Here is a 17,720-nt window from a genome sequence, read left to right as displayed (position 1 = left end):
TCCGCCCCGGTTCAGTCAGCCTTCGACGGATCGAAGGATTGTTCGGCCTCGTACCACATGACGTTGATGACGCCGATGGACAGCGCCGCCGTCAGGCCGAGAATCCACACGAAATACCACATGGTGTTCCTCCTAATAGGCCGAATGGCTGCGGGCCTGAATCTCCTGTTCGGTGACCTTTCCCCACATGCGCGAATAGCACCAGACGGTGTAGCCGAGCACGATGGGCAGGAAGATCACCACCGCCCAGAACATCACCGCCAACGTCAGGTGGCTGGACGGCGCGTCCCACACCGTCAGGCTCGACTTGGGGTCGATGCTGGACGGCATGATGAACGGGAACATGGACAGGCCGGCGGTGCCGACGATGCCGGTCATGCCGATGCCGCTGGTCAGGAAGGCCCAGCCGGGACGATCCATGCGCGACAGCAAGATGGTGGTGAAGATGCCGGCGAACCCGGCGACCGGGGCCAGGATGGCGACCGGCACCTGGTCATAGATGGCCAGCCACGCCCCGGCCTCGACCACCACGGTCTTGGCCAGCGGGTTGGGCAGGGCGTCGAGCGCCGGCTGGCTGACCACCCTGAAGCCGTCGATGCCGTAGGTGATCCACAATCCGGCCAGCGCGAAGCCGGCGGCGGCGACCAATCCCATGATGGTGATCGCCATCTTGACCCGCTGGGCGATGGGGGCGTTGGTGCGCAATTGCAGCCACACCCCGCCATGCATGGTCAGCATGGCGAAGCTGATGACCCCCGCCAACAGGGCGAAGGGATTGAGCAGCGGCAACAGCGCCCACAGCAGCGAACCCTGGTAATGGGAGCGCAGGAACTCGTCGAGGTGGAACGGCACGCCCTGCAACAAATTGCCGAACGCCACGCCGAAGATCAGCGAGGGCACGGCGCCACCGGCGAACAGGCCCCAATCCCAGGCCCGGCGCCACCGCGGGTCGGCGATCTTGGACCGGTAGTCGAAGCCGACGGGACGGAAGAACAGGGCGAACAGCACCAGCAGCATCGCCATGTAGAAGCCAGAGAACGCGGCCGCGTAAACCGCCGGCCAAGCGGCGAAGATGGCGCCGCCGGCGGTGATCAGCCACACTTGGTTGCCGTCCCAATGCGGGCCGACGGTGTTGATGATGACACGCCGTTCGTCGTCGGTCCTGCCGATGAAGGGCAGCAGGTTGCCGACGCCCATGTCCATTCCGTCGGTGACGGCGAAACCGATCAGCAATGCGCCGACCAGAATCCACCAGACGAATTTCAGGGTTTCGTAGTCGAGAATCATCGTGCGCTCTCCTTACTCGGCCGGGGCCGGATGGGGCTGTTCGCCGTGATAACGGCCGGTACCCAGCGAGGCCGGACCAAGACGGGCGTACTTCTGCATCAGGTAAACCTCGATACAGAGCAGGAAGGTGTAAAAGCCGATGAAGCCGGCCAAGCTGAAGGCCAGTTCCCCCGAAGTCAGGCTGGAGGTCGCCAGGAAGGTCGGCAGCACTTCGCCGATGGCCCAGGGCTGACGCCCGAACTCGGCCACGAACCATCCCATCTCGCAGGCCAGCCACGGCACCGGCAGGCTCCACAGCAGCATTTTCAACAGCCAGCGCTGGCGCTCGATGGTGCGGCGCACGGTGAACCAGAACGCGGCACCGATCAGGAACAGCATCAGGAAGCCAAAGGCGACCATGACACGGAAGGTCCAGAACAGTGGCGCCACCGGCGGCACGGTGTCCTGAACCGCCAAGGCCACCTGTTCCGGCGTGGCGTCGACCACGTCGGCGGTATAGCGCTTGAGCAGCAGGCCGTAACCCAGATCGACCTTGTGGGCCTCGAACGTCGCCTTGGTTTCGTCGTCTGCCGCCCCCTGGCGAATCTTCTGAAGGGCGCCATAGGCCACCATGCCCGAGCGGATGCGCTCCTCGTGCCGAACCATCAGATCCTTGAGGCCGGTGACCTCCTGGTCGGTGGAACGGGTGGCGATCAGTCCCAACGCATAGGGAACCTTGACCGCGTAGTCGGTCTGCATGGTTTCGTCGTTGGGCAGGCCGAACAACGTGAACGGCGCCGGCGCCGGCAAGGTTTCGTATTCCGCCTCGATGGCGGCCAGCTTGGTCTTTTGGACGTCACCCAACTCATAGCCGCTTTCGTCGCCCAGCACGATCACCGACAACGCAGAAGCCAGGCCGAAACCGGCGGCGATGGCGAAGGAACGCTTGGCGAAGGCCAGATCACGCCCCTTCAAAAGGTAATAGGCACTGATCGCCAGGACGAACATGGACGCCGTGACATAGCCGGCCGACACGGTGTGGACGAACTTCACCTGGGCCACCGGATTGAACAGAACCTCGGCGAAGCTGGTCATTTCCATGCGCATGGTCTGGGCCGAGAATTCCGAGCCGACCGGATTTTGCATCCAGCCGTTGGCCACCAGAATCCACAATGCCGACAGGTTCGACCCGAAGGCGGTCAGAAAGGTGACCATCAGGTGCTGACGTTTGGAGAGCTTTTCCCAGCCCAGGAAGAACAGGCCGATGAAGGTGGATTCCAGGAAGAACGCCATCAACCCTTCGATAGCCAGCGGCGCCCCGAACACGTCCCCCACATAATGCGAGTAATAGGCCCAGTTGGTGCCGAACTCGAACTCCATGGTCAGGCCGGTGGTGACACCAAGCGCGAAGTTGATGCCGAACAGCTTGCCCCAGAACTTGGTCATGTCCCGGTAGATTTCCTGGCCGGTCATGACATAGACCGCTTCCATGATGAAAAGGATCCACGAGATCCCCAACGTCAGCGGCACGAACAGAAAATGGTACATTGCGGTCGCGGCGAACTGCCACCGCGACAGGTCGATGAAAAGCTCATCCATGGCTTGGTCGATCCCATAGGAGAGCGTTTCGTCACACCGAACGGCATGGCGAGCGGACTCTCGGATAGAACGCACGGCGCGGCTGTGGGCCGGACCGCGAGGAAATGGCGGGAAACGGTTTACAGAGCGGGGGGAGAGCGCGCGGCCGGTCGCAGAACCGGCCACGCCACGGGAGCCTGTTGCTGCCGCCACGGCTGGAGAGAAGCCGGTCGCGGCGCACGGACGATCCCGCCATCGGGCACGCAGATCGCCGCGCTCATCAACGGCAGACAGTTGACGCAAACGTCGGAATGGCTTGCCGCCTCGCCCGAGACCGGCGAGCCGTCCGCATTCCATTCCACCAGACCGGCGGCCGTGCACACCAAGATGCGGCCACCCAGGCCGGCGACACCCGCGGCCTGAGGTGACGCCCCGATCGGCACCATCAGCATCGCCACCGTGTTGAAGGCGACGATGGCGACCGAGGCCCAGGCCACCAAACGGGCCAGCCGACGACGCCAAGCGACGGTCGCAACCGCCCTTGATGTCGTGGGTCTTGCCTTGGTGCGCGGGGGCGCAACGGTCATGGATGGCTCCGTTCCCAGAACGGGATGCTTTCATCCTCGTCTGTGCGGCAACCCTAGCGCCCGACCAAGTTTAGGGTAATAACAATTGTTATGTTTCGTGGTCCTAATGCAGCCGGGGCAGCGAAAACAGGAGCCGGCGGAGGGTGGCTTTCGCCACCCTCCGCCCGGGCATCAGAGATTGCGCACACCCTTGGCCCATTCCTCCATGGCCTTGTTGGCCGGCGGCATGGGGGCTTCAAGGAAACTGATGACGAAACCGTCGCCCACGTCGCACACACCGATCGAGCGGGGACGAACCGCCATCACCATGGGATTGGGCAACGCGAAGCCGAAACAGAAGACCACGTTCTTGGCCGCCTGAATGCGCGCCTCGATGTCGCCACCGATGGAGCGGGTGTGTTCGTAATGGTCGAACACGCCGATGAACGCGACCTTGTCTTCCTTGTCGACGCAACCGCGCAGGTACTCGACGATTTCATCGACGGTGGTGAAGGAGGTTTCGGTCTTGGCCACTTCCAGCACGAAAACCGGATACTTTTCCATAAGCGTCACTTGGCGCATCTGTCTTCCTTTGACCTTGAGGATACGGGCAGGGCACCGAACCTGAAGGAAAAAGGCAAGAAACGGCCATGACAATTCTTGGTGGTCAGCCCGCCATGCCCAGGAGGATCAGCCCGCCATGGCGGCGTCGATGGCGGCACGCAACGGGTCGGCCTGGATGGGCTTGTGCAGGAAGGTCAGATGGCGCCGCAATCCCTCGGCCAGTTCCGCCTTGCCGGTCTCTCCGGTCAGGATGATGGCCGGCACCTTGGCCCCCAGCACGTCACGCACCTTCTCGACCACCTCGAAACCGGTCAGGCCGGCCCGCAGGCGCAGATCCGACAAGATCAGGTCGGGGCGGGCACGGGCCACGCAAGCGAGCGCCTGCGCCATGTCCTCGGCCGGCAAGACCTCCATGTCCCAGGTCTCCAGGATCATCTGGAGACCCATCAACACCATGACGTCGTCCTCGACCACCAGAATGGTCCGCTTCTTCCCCGACATGTGGTCGTCCCCATCGGTTTGCCGGTCGCCGCCCGCTTCTTTATCCGCCGGTCATATAGCTAGAATACATAACCTTGCCGCAAACTGGAATGGACCTTAGGCACAGGCCGAGACAGGGAAACCTTGAAGGGCTGCCATGCGGCGCCACCACTGGCGGCACCTCCTCCGAAGGCGCATATCATAACGATGTCGGCCACCATCCGAAGGAGGATGATCATGCGCCGCCTTCTGCTTTCCGCCACTGCCGCGATGATCGTCCTGGCCGCCGCCCTGCCGGCGCGCGGGGGCGATGCCCCCTATGACCCCAATTGGGCCGTCGCCCTCAAGGGGGGCGTGTGGGATTCCGACATTAAAGGCGTCGATGCCGCCGCCGCCTATGGCGTCGAAATCTCGGTGGATGACCCGCTCATCGATCCGGTGATCGGCAAGGTCCGCCACATGATGTCCTTCAACCACGCCGACCATGACGGCCTTGACCTCAGCACCGTGGAATGGAACGCGCACTGGGTGTTCGAAACCCACCGCGATTTCTGGCTCGGTGCCGGCCCCGGCATCGGTTACGTCTGGGCCGACGGCCACAACATGGACAACAGCCCGGCGGCCCAGTTCGGCATGTCGGCCACCTATTTCCACGACCATGCGATGGTGGGGTTCGAAACCCGCTATCAGTGGACCAGCGGCGATTCGACCGACAACTGGCTGACCATGGTCAAGGTTGGGTATCGCTTCTGATACCCTAGTCAAGCGCTACGGATTAAGCGAGCACCGTAGCGCTTGACGACAATCAAATAGCATAGTGTTTTACTTGGCTATTATCCCTTCATCATCACGACGGGAGAACGCCATGCGCAAGACCGAAACCTATCGCCAGCACCATCAGGAATTGCGGGCGATCGCCAGCCGCATCGAAGCGGTGCTCGACCCCGACAGCATCGCCGCCACCCCCGACGCCGTCGCCCAGGTGGTCCGTGAATTGTTCGGCAAGTTCTCGGTTCATCTGGCCATCGAGGACAACAGCCTTTACCCCCGCGCCAAGTCCACAGGCGACGCACATTTGCGTAGCGTGGCAAGCCGCTTCGAAAGCGAGATGGGTGATTTGGGGAAACGTTTCGACGCCTATCGCCACACCTGGCCGGGACCATTGGCCATCGGCCGCGACCCCGTGCGTTTCGCGACGGAAACCCGCATGGTCCTGGAGGCGCTTCGGGAACGGGTGGCGCGCGAGGAAAGCCAGCTCTATGACCTGATCGACGCTGCGTGAGGAGCCGTGCTTCGGCGGCCCGTCAGCGGTTCTCCGCCGCCTCGGCCGCCAGTTCCTCTTCGCTCATCTTGCGGCCACCGGCCATCAGAAAAACCAATCCCCCCGGCAACGCGGTCAGCATGGAGACCATGCCGAACAGGATGGACAGCACCAGGGTCGAGGACGCCGGCAAACCGACGAAGGAAAAGGCGGTGACCATGGCGGTTTCGCGCACCCCCCAGCCGGCGATGGAAATGGGCAGCGTCATGATCAGAATGACCGGCGGCACCAGCACCAGACAATCGAGGACATGGACGTTGAGCCCCAGCCCCACCGCCAGACAATAAACCACCAGCGACAGGTTGGCGTGCCCGACCAGGGCCACCACGATGGTTCCCAGGCTGAAACCGGGATGGAAAAACAGCTTGCGGGTGTCCTCGGCCAGAACCGCCAACGCCCGCATCACACGCCAGCGCAGCCAGCGTTGCGGCAAGCGGTCCAGCGCGGCAAGCGTCAGGATCCCCAGCACGCATACCGCCAACAGCGCTGGGAACACCCAGATACCGGGAAGGTCGGGCAGACGCATCACCAAGACCGGTTCGCTGAGGCATACCAGCAGCACCAGGGCGAACACCGTCACCGCGCGCTCCAGCGCCACCGAATTGACGGCGGTGGTCAGCGTCAGGCCGTTGCGGCGGGCAAACCACATCCGCACCGCGTCGCCCCCCACCGCGCCGGGCAGCACGATCGAGAAGAACACCCCGATGTAATAGACGGAAAAAGTCTGGACCCAATGGAACGGGGCCGACAGGGCACGCAGCACCAAAGCCCAGCGCACCGCACCCAACAGGATTTGCGCCACCATCAGGCCCACGGCCAGCAGCAGCAACCCGATATCCATGCCCTTGGCCTGGTCCCAGGCGGCAGCGGGGTCGATCTTCGACAACACCCAGCTGATCAGCCCGAGAGAGATCCCACCCTTGAGGACCCAAGGCAACCAGCGTTTGACGATAGCGGACAAAACACCCTCGGCGAAATGGCGGCAGGCTCGGCGCGGCCGAGCTTTAGCATAATCCCGCCCGCAGGGATAGTCAGCGTCCCGCCCGGAACCGCACCGGCTGGCGCTTGCGCCCCCAGGTTCCGGGCATGGGTTCGAACAATCCGGCCAGCCGGGCGCCGCAATCGGGACAGCATCCGTCCGCGGTCAGGCGCCACGCCGTCAATTCGTACCAATCCCGCCCGATCAGCAAGCCGCCGCAGCCGGGACACCAGGTCGAGCCTCCCTCGGCATCGTGCACGTTGCCGGTATAGACGTGACGCATTCCGGCGGCGCGGGCGATGGCGCGCGCGCCGGCCAAGGTGGTCGCCGGCGTCGGCCCGACGTCCCGCATCCGCCAGTCGGGATGAAAGGCGGAAAAGTGCAACGGCACATCCGGCCCAAGATTTTCAACCACCCACGACGCCAGCGCCGCCACCTCGTCGTCGGAATCGTTTCGGCCGGGAATCAGCAAGGTGGTGATCTCGGTCCATACGTCGGTCTCGTGGCGCAGATAGCGCAAGGTGTCCAGTACCGCCTCAAGATGGCCACCGCACAAATCGCGGTAGAAATCCTCGGTGAAAGCCTTGAGATCGACGTTGGCCGCGTCCATGTGGGCGAAGAACTCGCGTCTGGCCTCGGGCGCGATGTAGCCGGCGGTCACAGCCACCGTCTTAAGGCCGCGCGCATGACAGGCCCGCGCCGTGTCCACCGCGTATTCGAGAAAGATCACCGGGTCGTTGTAGGTGAAAGCCACCGACCGGCAACCCAGTTGGACCGCCGCCTGGGCAATGGCGTCGGGGCTGGCGGCGTCGTTCAGGCGGTCGATCTCGCGCGCTTTCGAGATGTCCCAGTTCTGGCAAAACTTGCAGGTCAGGTTGCAGCCGGCGGTCCCGAACGACAGGATCGGCGTTCCCGGCAGGAAATGGTTGAGCGGTTTTTTTTCCACCGGATCGACACAAAACCCCGACGACCGGCCATAAGTGGTCAACACCATGCCTTCGCCGACCCGCGCCCGCACGAAACACAGGCCGCGCTGGCCGTCATGCAGTTTGCATACGCGCGGACACAGGTCACATTGGACCCGCCCATCCTCAAGGACGTGCCAATAACGCGCCGGATAATGGCTGCCTTGCACCTGTTCCATAAGGGAATGCTACGCCCGCCCCCGCCCCCCTTCAAATGCTTTACAGCGGGGGCGCCATGGCGCTTAACTTTGGGACAAAATAAGGAGTTCGCGCCATGACCGTGCTTCGCCCCGCCGCCGTGGCCGGCATGTTCTATCCGGCCGACGCCGCCGAATTGTCCCGACAGATCGCCACCTTCCTGGCCGCCGCGCCGCCGGCCGAGGCTGGCGCCCCGGTGCCGAAGATGCTGATCGCCCCGCATGCCGGCTACGTCTATTCCGGGCCGGTCGCGGCGCATGCCTATGCCCTTTTGACCGCCGCGCGCGGCCGGATCAGCCGCGTGGTGCTGATGGGTCCCAGCCATCGCGTCGCCTTTCGCGGCATCGCCACCAGCGGGGCCGATGTCTGGACCACCCCCTTAGGCGAAGTCGCCATCGACCGCGACATGGTGGCCCGCCTGATGGCCTTGCCCATGGTCGGGGAACTGGACAAGGCACACGCCATGGAACATTCGCTGGAAGTGCACGTACCCTTCCTTCAGACCACCTTGGGCGACTTCCAACTGGTGCCGCTGGTGGCGGGCGAAACCCCGCGCGACATGGTCGCCGCCGTGCTGGACGCGGCGTGGGGCGGGCCAGAGACCTTGATCGTCGTCTCCACCGACCTGTCCCATTACCTGGACTACGATCAGTGCCGGGCCACCGACGCCGCCACCGTCACCGCCATCGAGGCCATGAATCCCGACGCCATCGGCAGTTCCCAGGCCTGCGGCCGGGTGCCGGTGGGTGGGGCGTTGCTGGCGGCCCGCCGTCGCGGATTGTCCATCAAGACCCTGGACGTGCGCAATTCCGGCGACACCGCCGGGCCGCGCGACAAGGTTGTGGGATACGGCGCCTGGGCGCTGTACGAACCAAAAGGCGATCCCATGGATCATATCGGCCCGAAATTGCTGGATCTGGCCTGGGCGTCGATCCGCGCCCGTCTCGACAACAAGCCCGCCCCGAAGCCGGACGATCCCGCCCTGGCGCGGCCCGGCGCCTGTTTCGTCACCCTGAAACGCGGCGGCAATCTGCGCGGTTGCATCGGCTCGCCCCTGGCATGGCGGCCGTTGGGCGAGGACGTGGTGGACAACGCCGTCAAGGCGGCCTTCGCCGACCCGCGCTTCCCCCCCTTGTCCGCCGCCGAGTTGGATCCGTTGACCCTGTCGGTGTCGGTGCTGACACCCCCGGTTCCCATGCGTTTCGAGTCCGAGATGGATCTTCTGGGGCAACTTCGTCCCGGCATCGACGGCCTGATCATCGAGGACGGTGGCCGCCGCGCCCTGTTCCTGCCCTCGGTGTGGGAGCAATTGCCGGACCCGGCGCAATTCCTGGCCCATCTCAAGCACAAGGCGGGCATGGCGATCGACCATTGGTCGGCGCATTTCAAAGCCAGCCGGTTCCAGGCGGTGGAAGTGAAACAACAAGGCGATTGAACAACCGATAGGATATATTATCCTCGCCCCGCATTCGTCGAAAGGGGCGCCGCCGTGATCATGGTTTCCGAGACCTTCGCCCGCTATCTGGCGCGGTTGTATGTCGCCCGCCACGGCTATTCCCAACAACCGTTGCCCGAGGCCGAAGCATTGAGCGCGGCCTGTGACATGGTATTGACCCGTTGGGACGGCATGACATTGGAAATGTTGTGTCTGGTGGACCGCGAGGCGAACCCCACCCGGCGTTTCACCATGGAACTGGCCGAGTTGCGCGAGATCGGCGAGGCCTGTCTGGTTCATACCGGCCGCCTCAACCGCTCGAAACTGCCGGTGGTCATCCGCGTCGTCGAAATCGGCGGCACCCCGGACGCCGAACGGCTGAAGAACTATCGTACCAGCCCGTATTGCAAGGCCCGGATTTCCGCCTATGCCCTTGACCCGGCCACCGCCACGGTCTGGCGCAACACCTGGATTCATGGCTGGTTGTTCACCCGGCGGATGACGGCTCTGATGCAAAAGCCGCGCATGGCCGAAATCGTGGCCAAGGAACCGGCGCTCACCCGGCCCAAGGTGTTCCCCATCCTGACCCTCGCCATGCTGGCGACATTGGCCGGCGTGTTCGCCCTGGAACAGTTGTTTCCAGTGGATTCCATCTCCGGCAAAGGTTTTTGGGCGCCGTCGGTGCGAACATTGATCGCGCTGGGCGCCCTGGACGGCGAATTGGTGTGGCGGGGCGAATGGTTCCGGCTGTTGTCGGCGGCGTTCCTGCACGGCGACGCCTTTCATCTGTTGATGAACTCCATCGCGTTCTACTACGCCGGCTCGATGCTGGAGCGTCTGGTCGGCCGCGCCTGGCTTGCGGCGCTGTTCCTGGTGGGCGCCGTCGCCGGGTCGGCGGCGTCGATGACGCTGAATGATCCCGGCACGGTATCGGTCGGCGCCTCGGGCGCCATCATGTGTTTGGCCGCCGCCACCTTCGCCGTGAGCTTTCGGCTGCCTAGCGGGGCCGAACGGCTGACGCTACAGACCAATCTCGGCCAAGTTCTGGTGCCGGCGCTGATCCCGTTGGCTGGAGTGTTCAGCGGGCACAAGGTCGACTTCGCCGCCCATCTGGGCGGCGCCGTCGCCGGGGCGGTGCTGGGGCTGGGGCTGCTGCGGGCATGGCCGCGCGCCGAGACCTTGCCCCGCCTGCGCCGGTTGGCGACGGCCATGGCCTTGTGCGGGTTGGCCGCCATGGCGGTCACCACCACCCAAATCGTCGAACGCCAGCCGGTCTTCGCCGCCATGACCAAACTGGCCCCGTCGTCGGAATTTCCCGCCGACCGGGCCGAGGCGCGACGTCGTTCGGCCGAACTGGTCGCCCGCTATCCCGCCGACCCGCGCGCCCATTGGGCGCGGGCCCTGGCGCTGGTCGAAGCCCGCGACCTCCCCGCCGCCGAACGGGAATTGCGGGCGGGTCTGGCCCTGCCCACGGCGCTGGCGCTGTTCGAACCCAGATTGCGCTGGGAAATGAGCGGCATGCTGAGCATCATCCTAAATGAGCGCGGCGAACAGACCGAAGCCAAGAGCGTCGCCGCCCCGGTTTGTGCCGAGGAAAAGGGTGAAATGCGAGCACAGTTGGCGGAAACGGGGCTGTGCGGCTAAAGTACCGCCCCCGCTGTCGCCCAAGGTCTTCTGCATGTTCTTTGCCCCCGCCGCCTTGTTGCCCGAATTGGAACGTCTGGCCCGCCTGGCCGGCGCCGCCATCCTTGACGTCTACGCCACCGATTTCGCGGTCGAGCGCAAGGGCGACGATTCCCCGGTGACCGAGGCCGACCAGAAGGCCGAGGCGTTGATCCTGCCCGGTCTGCGCACCTTGACGCCCACCATCCCCATTGTCGCCGAGGAAGAGGCGGCCGCCGGCCGCATCCCCGACGTGGGCGCCACCTTCTGGCTGGTGGACCCGCTGGACGGCACCAAGGAATTCATCAAGAAGAACGGCGAATTCACCGTCAACATCGGCCTGATCCTGGACGGCGTTCCGGCGGCGGGCGTGGTGTTCGCCCCGGCGCTGGACGTGCTGTGGAGCGGCGCGGGCGGCAAGGCCTGGCGCGAGGACGCGACCGGACGCACCGCCATTTCCTGCCGCCCGGTGCCCAGCAAGGGCGCGGTGGTGCTGGATTCCCGCTCGCACCGCGCGCCGGAACGGCTGGAGGCGTTCCTGGCCGCCCTGCCCGGCGCCATCTTGGAAAACGCCGGGTCCAGCCTGAAATTCTGCAAGGTCGCCGACGGGTCGGCCGATTTCTATCCGCGCTTCGGCCCGACCTGCGAATGGGACACCGCCGCCGGTCATGCCGTGCTGCGCGCGGCGGGCGGCGAAGTGGTGGATTGGGATTTCCGCCCGCTGGCCTATGGCAAGCAGCCCACATTCCGTAACGGCGATTTCCTGGCGCGGGCCCGCGTCTGACAGTATTTTGGCAACCATGACCACCCTGCCCGACACCGTCCACATCGAGACAGCCACCCCCGCCGCCATCGCCCAGGCCGGCGCATTGCTGCGCGACGGCCGGCTGGTGGCGTTCCCCACCGAGACCGTTTACGGCCTGGGGGCCGACGCCACCAACGACCGCGCCGTCGCCGCCATCTTCCAGGCCAAGGGCCGCCCCAGCTTCAACCCGCTGATCGTCCATGTGGCCGACCCGGCCGATCTGGAGCGGCTGGTGCACGTCACCGACACGGCGCGGGCCGTCATCGCCCGCTTTTGGCCGGGGCCGCTGACCCTGGTGTTGCCGCGCCGGGCCAATTCCCCCATCTCGCTTTTGGCCTCGGCCGGGCTGGACACCATCGCCGTGCGTCTGCCCGACCATGCCGTGGCCCGCGCGGTCATCGCCGCCTCTGGCCGTCCCATCGCCGCGCCCAGCGCCAACCGCTCGGGCGCCGTCAGCCCGACCCTGGCCGAGCATGTGGCGGAATCCTTAGGGGCACGAGTCGGCCTGATCCTGGATGGCGGGCCGTGCCGGGTCGGGGTGGAATCCACCGTCCTCGACCTGTCGGGCGACGAACCGGCCCTGCTGCGCCCCGGCGGCGTGTCGGTCGAGGCGCTGGAGGAAGCGCTGGGCCGCCGTCTGGTGCGTCCCACCGACCATTCCGACGCGCCGAAAAGCCCCGGCATGCTGGCCAGCCATTATGCCCCCGGCCTGCCGGTGCGGCTGAACGTCACCCAACCCGCGCCGGACGAGGCCTATCTGGGTCTGGGTGCCATGGACTGCACCGCCAACCTGTCGCCCACCGGCGATCTTGAGGAAGCGGCGGCCAATCTGTTCGCCCTGTTGCGTGCCCTCGACCGCCCGGAATTTTCCGCCATCGCCGTGGCCCCCATCCCCGACCACGGCTTGGGCCTTGCCATCAACGACCGTCTGAAGCGGGCGGCAGCGCCAAGGAAACCGGCATGATCCCCGATTTCGCCGCCATCGTCGGCCCCGGCAACGTGTTGAGCGGCACCGACATGGCGCCCTATCTCGAGGAACAGCGCGGCCTTTATCAAGGCTCGGCCCTGGCGGTGGTGCGCCCCGGCAGCACGAAAGAGGTGGCGGCGGTGGTCCGCGCCTGCGCCCAGGCGGGAATCGCCATGGTGCCGCAGGGCGGCAACACCGGCCTGTGCGGCGGCGGTGTGCCCGATGGCCGGGCGGTGGTGATCTCGACCGAACGGCTGAACCGTATCCGCGAGATCGATTCCGTCAACTTCACCCTGACCGCCGAGGCCGGCTGCGTCCTCTCCACCCTGCAAGCCGCCGCCGAGGACCTGGATTGTCTGTTTCCGCTGGCACTGGCGGCCGAAGGGTCGTGCCGCATCGGCGGCAACATCTCGACCAATGCCGGCGGCGTCGCCGTACTGCGTTACGGCAACACCCGTGATCTGGTGCTGGGTCTTGAGGTGGTGTTGCCCGATGGTCAGGTGTGGAACGGTCTTCGGCCGTTGCGCAAGGACAATACCGGCTACGACCTCAAGCACCTGTTCGTCGGTGCCGAGGGCACGCTGGGCATCGTCACCGCCTGTGTGCTGAAGCTGTTCCCGCGTCCGCGCGAGATGGCCACCGCCATGGTCGCCCTGCCCGATCCCGCCGCCGCCCTTTCCATCCTGGCCGCCGCCCGCGCCGCCTCGGGCGACGCGGTGACGGCGTGCGAGTTGATCCCCCGTATCGGCGTGGATTTGTGCGTCCGCCACGTCGCCGGCGCCCGCGACCCGTTCGACGCGCCGCATCCGTGGGTGATGCTGATCGAATTGTCGTCGTCGCGCCCCGGCGGCCTGGGCGAAGCGCTGGAAAGCGTGCTGGCCGACGCCTTGGAACGCGGACAGGCCTTGGACGCGGTGATCGCCGAATCGGGCGAACAGCGCAAGGCGCTGTGGCGCATCCGCGAAGGCGTACCCGAAGCGCAGAAGAAAGAGGGCGGATCGATCAAACACGACGTCGCCGTCGCCACCTCGCGCGTGCCGGAAATGCTGGAACGCTGCACGGCGGCGGTCGAGGCGGCCCTGCCCGGCGTGCGGGTGGTGGCGTTCGGCCATCTGGGCGACGGCAACATCCATTTCAACCTGAGCCAGCCGGTCAACGCCGACAAACAGACGTTCCTGGAGGCATGGAAGGCGATGAACCGCATCGTCCACGACATCGTCGCCGACATGGGCGGTTCGGTGTCGGCCGAGCACGGCATCGGCATGCTGAAGATCGAGGAAATGGCCCGCTATAAATCGCCGGTGGAACTGGACCTGATGCGCCGCATCAAGACCGCCATCGACCCGCAGGGCCTGATGAATCCGGGCAAGGTGCTGCCCTAAGCCCTTCGACACAACCTGCGCCTTCCGCCCGTTCCCTTGTGAATGGCATAATTTGCCCAAGGGGAGAGAACGCATGACCAGCACGCCGCGTTGGACACCGGACCTGAGTGTCGGACACAAGGAATTGGACGGACACCACCAAACCTTGTTCAACCTTTTGGCCCGCCTTGACCATGGATTGGAAACCGGGCAGGGCACAGGCTGGGCACAGGCAATGGGGCAAGAGCTGACGGCTTACGCGGATTACCACTTCCAGGCCGAGGAAGCGCTGCTGGAAGCCGCCGACTATCCCTTCTTGCAATTCCACCGCGCCTCGCATCAGGCCATCGCGCTGCGCATGCATGCCCTGGTGGCGCAACTGGCCGGCCCAACCCTGGACCAAGCCGTCCGCGACCTGCGCGACTTTGTCGCCGACTGGCTGGCCCACCACATCGAGATCGAGGATTTCGAGTACAAACCCTATCTCGACGGCAACGCCTGAAGCCCCGTTTCCGGCCGACAGCCCCGCCCGCATGGCCCCATGCGCGCGAGGCCCCTTGACGCGCCAGGGGCGAAATCGTTCCCTGACAGCCCAACGATAACGAGGAGCGTACACCATGCCGACCTATGCCGCCCCCGTCCGCGACATGACCTTCGTCATCGAGCACCTTGCCGGGTTGAACGAGATCAACCACTTGCCCGGTTTCGAGGAAGCCACCGACGATCTGGTGGCGGCGGTACTGGAAGAGGCGGCGCGTTTCGGCGGCGGTGTCCTGGCGCCCTTGAACCCGGTCGGCGACCACCAAGGCTGCCGGCTCGAAAACGGCAAGGTGGTGGTGCCCACCGGTTTCGCCGACGCCTATCGTCAATTCGTCGAGGGCGGCTGGAACGCCGTGCCGTTCGAGCCCGAATGGGGCGGCCAGGGGCTGCCGCAGGTGGTGGCGACCGCCGTCCAGGAAATCTGGCACGCCGCCAACATGAGCTTCGCCCTGACCCCCATGCTGACCCAGGGCGCGGTCGAAGCGCTGAGCGTGCATGGCTCGGACGAGCTCAAGCAAACCTATCTGGCCAAGCTGGTGTCGGGCGAATGGACCGGCACCATGAACCTGACCGAACCGTCGGCGGGCTCCGACGTCGGCGCGCTGCGCGCCAAGGCGGTGAAACAGGCTGACGGCAGCTACCGCATCACCGGCCAGAAAATCTTCATCACCTCGGGCGACCACGAGATGGCCGAGAACATCGTCCATCTGGTGCTGGCCCGCCTTCCCGACGCGCCGGCCGGGGTCAAGGGCATCTCGTTGTTCGTGGTGCCCAAGTTCCTGGTCAATCCCGATGGCTCGTTGGGCAAGCGCAACGACGTCGCCTGCATCAAGCTCGAGGAAAAGCTGGGCATCCACGGCAGCCCGACCTGCGTCATGGCGTTCGGCGAGAACGAAGGCGCCATCGGCTGGCTGGTCGGCGAGGAAAACAAGGGCCTGGCGCTGATGTTCACCATGATGAACAACGCCCGCTTGTCGGTCGGCCTTGAGGGCGTGGCGCAATGCGAACGCGCCACGCAAAAGGCCGTCGCCTATGCCAAGGAACGCATCCAGGGCGGCGGTCCCATCATCATCCACGCCGACGTGCGGCGCATGCTGCTGACCAACAAGGCGCTGACCGAAGCGACCCGCGCCCTGGCCTATTACGCCGCCAGCCGTCTGGACATCGCCCGCCACCATCCCGATTCCGCCGCCCGCGCCGAGGCCCAGGCGCTGGTGGACCTGCTGATCCCGGTGGTCAAGGCGTGGAGCACCGACACCGGTCTGGCCGTGGCCTCCACCGCCATCCAGGTGTTCGGCGGCATGGGTTTCGTCGAGGAAACCGGCGTCGCCCAGCACATGCGCGACGCCCGCATCGCCCAGATCTATGAAGGCACCAACGGCATCCAGGCCATGGATCTGGCGGGCCGCAAGGTGGTGCGCGACGGCGGCGCGGCCTTCGGCCGGTTGCTGGAGCAGATCCGCGCCGTCGATTCCGAACTGGCCGCCGCCGGCCCGGCCTGGGACGGGCTCAAGCGCCGCCTGGGCGCCGCCGCCGCCGCCGCCGAACAGGCCGCCCAGTTCATCATCAAGAACGCGGCCGCCGATTCGGCATTGTTGGGTACGGTCGCGGTGCCGTTCCTGGAACTGGTCGGCATCACCGTCGGCGGCTGGCTGATGGCCAAGGCCGGCCTCAAGGCCGAGGAATTGCTGGCCCAAGGCGCCGACGGCTCGGATTATCTGTCGGCCAAGGTGGTGACGGCTCGTCATTACGCCGATGCCGTGCTGACCCGCGCCGGCGGCCTGTTGGCCCAGGTCGAGGCCGGATCGGGACAAATCATGGCGTTGGACGCGGAACGGTTCTAAGCCGCGCGTCGGGCGCCGAATCCGTTTGGTCGGCGCCCGACGGCTGTCTATAATCCCGCCGCCATGACGGGGATTACACGCTACGTGTTGCGCCAGTTGACGGTGGGGATGGTCTTCGTCTCCGCCGCGTTGGCGTGCGTGCTGTGGTTGACCCAGTCCTTGCGCTTCGTCGAGATGATCGTCAGCAAGGGCATCTCGAGCCTGACCTTCATGGGCCTCACCTTGTTGCTGATGCCGACCTTCCTGGTGGTCATCCTGCCCATCTCGCTGTTCGCGGTGGTCTTGTTCACCTACAACAAGCTGAACACCGACCGCGAGCTGGTGGTGATGCGCGCCGTCGGGCTGTCCCATTGGGCACTGGCCCGGCCGGGTCTGATCCTGGGGGCGGCCGTCACCGTCGTCGGTTGGATGCTGTCCTTGTGGATCATTCCCGCCAGCGTCGGCGCCTTTCGCGAATTGCAATGGGGCATCCGCAACGACCTGACCAGCATCCTGTTACAGGAAGGCGCCTTCAACAAATTCGGCCAGGGGCTGACCATCTACGTCCGTTCGCGCTCTCCCAACGGCGAGTTGCTGGGACTTTTGGTGCACGACAAACGCAACCCGGAAAAGCCGGTGACGCTGATGGCCGAGCGCGGCTCGTTGGTGAACACCCCGACCGGCCCCCGTGTGCTGATGGAAAACGGCAACCGCCAGCAACTGCCCCGTGGCGGCGGACAATTGTCCATATTGTATTTCGACAGCTACACGGTGGATCTGGCCACCGCCACCAACGGCGACAACACACGTTACCGCGACGCGCGCGAACGCAGCGTGCGGGAATTGTTGAACGCCAGGGAAAGCGATTGGGGCCTATCGGAATACCGCCGCTCGAAAGTCGAGTTGCATCAGCGCGTCACCTCGCCGCTTTACGGCCTGGGCTTCGCGGCGGTGGCGCTTGCGGTGCTGTTGACCGCCGGTTTCGACCGTCGCGGCCAGATGGTCACCATCCTGAAAGCGGTCGGCGCCATGGTCGTCATGCAGGCTCTGGCACTGGGCAGCAACAATTTGGCCACCGCCAACTTGGCCTTTGTGCCGATCATGTATATGGTCGCGTTGGCTCCCATTGCCGGGAGCTGCTGGATTCTGCTCAAGCCGCCGCGGCTGTCGCGCCGACGGCGACGTGCCGTTCCCGCCTGATCGCCGGAGG

Annotated in this window: 18 protein-coding genes; 10 read left to right on the top strand and 8 right to left on the bottom strand. The window is 65.5% G+C overall.

Annotated elements, in window-relative coordinates:
- Window positions 1-11 precede the first annotated feature (11 nt).
- The 6 genes from cydX to G4223_RS10270 form a co-directional block, all read right to left on the bottom strand.
- Complete coding sequence (gene cydX, locus G4223_RS10295; RefSeq protein ID WP_163678855.1) at window positions 12-122, bottom strand: cytochrome bd-I oxidase subunit CydX; 111 nt, start codon at window positions 120-122, stop codon at window positions 12-14.
- 10 nt (window positions 123-132) lie between these two features.
- On the bottom strand, window positions 133-1,287 hold the full coding sequence (gene cydB, locus G4223_RS10290; RefSeq protein WP_163678852.1) for a cytochrome d ubiquinol oxidase subunit II: 1,155 nt from the start codon (window positions 1,285-1,287) through the stop codon (window positions 133-135).
- Window positions 1,288-1,299: 12 nt separating this feature from the next.
- A complete protein-coding gene (locus G4223_RS10285) occupies window positions 1,300-2,865 on the bottom strand; it encodes a cytochrome ubiquinol oxidase subunit I (protein WP_163678850.1) in 1,566 nt (521 codons plus the stop codon).
- Window positions 2,866-2,984: 119 nt separating this feature from the next.
- Window positions 2,985-3,431, bottom strand: coding sequence for a hypothetical protein (locus G4223_RS10280; protein ID WP_163678847.1), 447 nt, complete (start codon window positions 3,429-3,431; stop codon window positions 2,985-2,987).
- A 171-nt stretch (window positions 3,432-3,602) separates the two neighbouring features.
- Window positions 3,603-3,992, bottom strand: coding sequence for a DUF6858 family protein (locus G4223_RS10275; protein WP_163678844.1), 390 nt, complete (start codon window positions 3,990-3,992; stop codon window positions 3,603-3,605).
- Window positions 3,993-4,100: 108 nt separating this feature from the next.
- Complete coding sequence (locus G4223_RS10270) at window positions 4,101-4,475, bottom strand: response regulator (RefSeq protein WP_163678840.1); 375 nt, start codon at window positions 4,473-4,475, stop codon at window positions 4,101-4,103.
- Between the two features lie 216 nt (window positions 4,476-4,691).
- Between G4223_RS10270 and G4223_RS10265 the strand changes: the two genes are divergently transcribed.
- Window positions 4,692-5,207 carry a hypothetical protein gene (locus G4223_RS10265; RefSeq protein ID WP_163678838.1) on the top strand — a complete coding sequence of 172 codons (516 nt, stop codon included), beginning with the start codon at window positions 4,692-4,694 and terminating at the stop codon, window positions 5,205-5,207.
- A 112-nt stretch (window positions 5,208-5,319) separates the two neighbouring features.
- Window positions 5,320-5,736: a hemerythrin domain-containing protein gene (locus G4223_RS10260; RefSeq protein ID WP_163678835.1), complete on the top strand. Its 417-nt coding sequence runs from the start codon at window positions 5,320-5,322 to the stop codon at window positions 5,734-5,736.
- A gap of 22 nt (window positions 5,737-5,758) precedes the next feature.
- Here G4223_RS10260 and G4223_RS10255 read toward each other — a convergent pair whose 3' ends face one another.
- Complete coding sequence (locus tag G4223_RS10255) at window positions 5,759-6,736, bottom strand: lysylphosphatidylglycerol synthase transmembrane domain-containing protein (RefSeq protein ID WP_205762464.1); 978 nt, start codon at window positions 6,734-6,736, stop codon at window positions 5,759-5,761.
- A gap of 70 nt (window positions 6,737-6,806) precedes the next feature.
- Window positions 6,807-7,898, bottom strand: coding sequence for an AmmeMemoRadiSam system radical SAM enzyme (gene amrS, locus G4223_RS10250; RefSeq protein WP_163678832.1), 1,092 nt, complete (start codon window positions 7,896-7,898; stop codon window positions 6,807-6,809).
- A gap of 95 nt (window positions 7,899-7,993) precedes the next feature.
- Between amrS and amrB the strand changes: the two genes are divergently transcribed.
- The 8 genes from amrB (at window position 7,994) to lptF (ending at window position 17,710) form a co-directional block, all read left to right on the top strand.
- Window positions 7,994-9,352, top strand: coding sequence for an AmmeMemoRadiSam system protein B (gene amrB, locus G4223_RS10245; RefSeq protein ID WP_163678829.1), 1,359 nt, complete (start codon window positions 7,994-7,996; stop codon window positions 9,350-9,352).
- 60 nt (window positions 9,353-9,412) lie between these two features.
- Window positions 9,413-10,996, top strand: coding sequence for a rhomboid family protein (locus G4223_RS10240; protein WP_241004070.1), 1,584 nt, complete (start codon window positions 9,413-9,415; stop codon window positions 10,994-10,996).
- A gap of 34 nt (window positions 10,997-11,030) precedes the next feature.
- On the top strand, window positions 11,031-11,798 hold the full coding sequence (cysQ, locus tag G4223_RS10235; RefSeq protein WP_163678823.1) for a 3'(2'),5'-bisphosphate nucleotidase CysQ: 768 nt from the start codon (window positions 11,031-11,033) through the stop codon (window positions 11,796-11,798).
- A 16-nt stretch (window positions 11,799-11,814) separates the two neighbouring features.
- Window positions 11,815-12,783: an L-threonylcarbamoyladenylate synthase gene (locus G4223_RS10230; RefSeq protein WP_163678820.1), complete on the top strand. Its 969-nt coding sequence runs from the start codon at window positions 11,815-11,817 to the stop codon at window positions 12,781-12,783.
- The gene (locus tag G4223_RS10225) at window positions 12,780-14,168 is read left to right on the top strand and encodes an FAD-binding oxidoreductase (RefSeq protein WP_163678817.1); all 1,389 of its coding nucleotides are present in this window, start codon (window positions 12,780-12,782) and stop codon (window positions 14,166-14,168) included. The genes G4223_RS10230 and G4223_RS10225 overlap by 4 nt, the downstream gene beginning before the upstream one ends.
- 73 nt (window positions 14,169-14,241) lie before the next feature.
- The gene (locus G4223_RS10220) at window positions 14,242-14,649 is read left to right on the top strand and encodes a bacteriohemerythrin (RefSeq protein ID WP_163678814.1); all 408 of its coding nucleotides are present in this window, start codon (window positions 14,242-14,244) and stop codon (window positions 14,647-14,649) included.
- Window positions 14,650-14,764: 115 nt separating this feature from the next.
- Window positions 14,765-16,531, top strand: a complete 1,767-nt coding sequence (locus G4223_RS10215; RefSeq protein ID WP_163678811.1) for an acyl-CoA dehydrogenase — start codon at window positions 14,765-14,767, stop codon at window positions 16,529-16,531.
- 63 nt (window positions 16,532-16,594) lie between these two features.
- The gene (gene lptF, locus G4223_RS10210; protein ID WP_205762463.1) at window positions 16,595-17,710 is read left to right on the top strand and encodes an LPS export ABC transporter permease LptF; all 1,116 of its coding nucleotides are present in this window, start codon (window positions 16,595-16,597) and stop codon (window positions 17,708-17,710) included.
- The last annotated feature ends 10 nt before the right edge of the window (window positions 17,711-17,720 follow it).

Source organism: Magnetospirillum aberrantis SpK (assembly GCF_011022235.1).
GTDB classification, from domain to species: domain Bacteria; phylum Pseudomonadota; class Alphaproteobacteria; order Rhodospirillales; family Magnetospirillaceae; genus Magnetospirillum; species Magnetospirillum aberrantis.
Note: the sequence above shows the minus strand (reverse complement) of the source record. Positions and strands in the feature narration are given on the sequence as shown.

What these genes read in the sequence shown, in the direction of transcription:
- cydX (WP_163678855.1), bottom strand. Translation starts at nt 122, where the DNA reads ATGTGGTATTTCGTGTGGATTCTCGGCCTGACGGCGGCGCTGTCCATC.
- cydB (WP_163678852.1), bottom strand. Translation starts at nt 1,287, where the DNA reads ATGATTCTCGACTACGAAACCCTGAAATTCGTCTGGTGGATTCTGGTC.
- G4223_RS10285 (WP_163678850.1), bottom strand. Translation starts at nt 2,865, where the DNA reads ATGGATGAGCTTTTCATCGACCTGTCGCGGTGGCAGTTCGCCGCGACC.
- G4223_RS10280 (WP_163678847.1), bottom strand. Translation starts at nt 3,431, where the DNA reads ATGACCGTTGCGCCCCCGCGCACCAAGGCAAGACCCACGACATCAAGG.
- G4223_RS10275 (WP_163678844.1), bottom strand. Translation starts at nt 3,992, where the DNA reads ATGCGCCAAGTGACGCTTATGGAAAAGTATCCGGTTTTCGTGCTGGAA.
- G4223_RS10270 (WP_163678840.1), bottom strand. Translation starts at nt 4,475, where the DNA reads ATGTCGGGGAAGAAGCGGACCATTCTGGTGGTCGAGGACGACGTCATG.
- G4223_RS10265 (WP_163678838.1), top strand. Translation starts at nt 4,692, where the DNA reads ATGCGCCGCCTTCTGCTTTCCGCCACTGCCGCGATGATCGTCCTGGCC.
- G4223_RS10260 (WP_163678835.1), top strand. Translation starts at nt 5,320, where the DNA reads ATGCGCAAGACCGAAACCTATCGCCAGCACCATCAGGAATTGCGGGCG.
- amrS (WP_163678832.1), bottom strand. Translation starts at nt 7,898, where the DNA reads ATGGAACAGGTGCAAGGCAGCCATTATCCGGCGCGTTATTGGCACGTC.
- amrB (WP_163678829.1), top strand. Translation starts at nt 7,994, where the DNA reads ATGACCGTGCTTCGCCCCGCCGCCGTGGCCGGCATGTTCTATCCGGCC.
- G4223_RS10240 (WP_241004070.1), top strand. Translation starts at nt 9,413, where the DNA reads ATGGTTTCCGAGACCTTCGCCCGCTATCTGGCGCGGTTGTATGTCGCC.
- cysQ (WP_163678823.1), top strand. Translation starts at nt 11,031, where the DNA reads ATGTTCTTTGCCCCCGCCGCCTTGTTGCCCGAATTGGAACGTCTGGCC.
- G4223_RS10230 (WP_163678820.1), top strand. Translation starts at nt 11,815, where the DNA reads ATGACCACCCTGCCCGACACCGTCCACATCGAGACAGCCACCCCCGCC.
- G4223_RS10225 (WP_163678817.1), top strand. Translation starts at nt 12,780, where the DNA reads ATGATCCCCGATTTCGCCGCCATCGTCGGCCCCGGCAACGTGTTGAGC.
- G4223_RS10220 (WP_163678814.1), top strand. Translation starts at nt 14,242, where the DNA reads ATGACCAGCACGCCGCGTTGGACACCGGACCTGAGTGTCGGACACAAG.
- G4223_RS10215 (WP_163678811.1), top strand. Translation starts at nt 14,765, where the DNA reads ATGCCGACCTATGCCGCCCCCGTCCGCGACATGACCTTCGTCATCGAG.
- lptF (WP_205762463.1), top strand. Translation starts at nt 16,595, where the DNA reads ATGACGGGGATTACACGCTACGTGTTGCGCCAGTTGACGGTGGGGATG.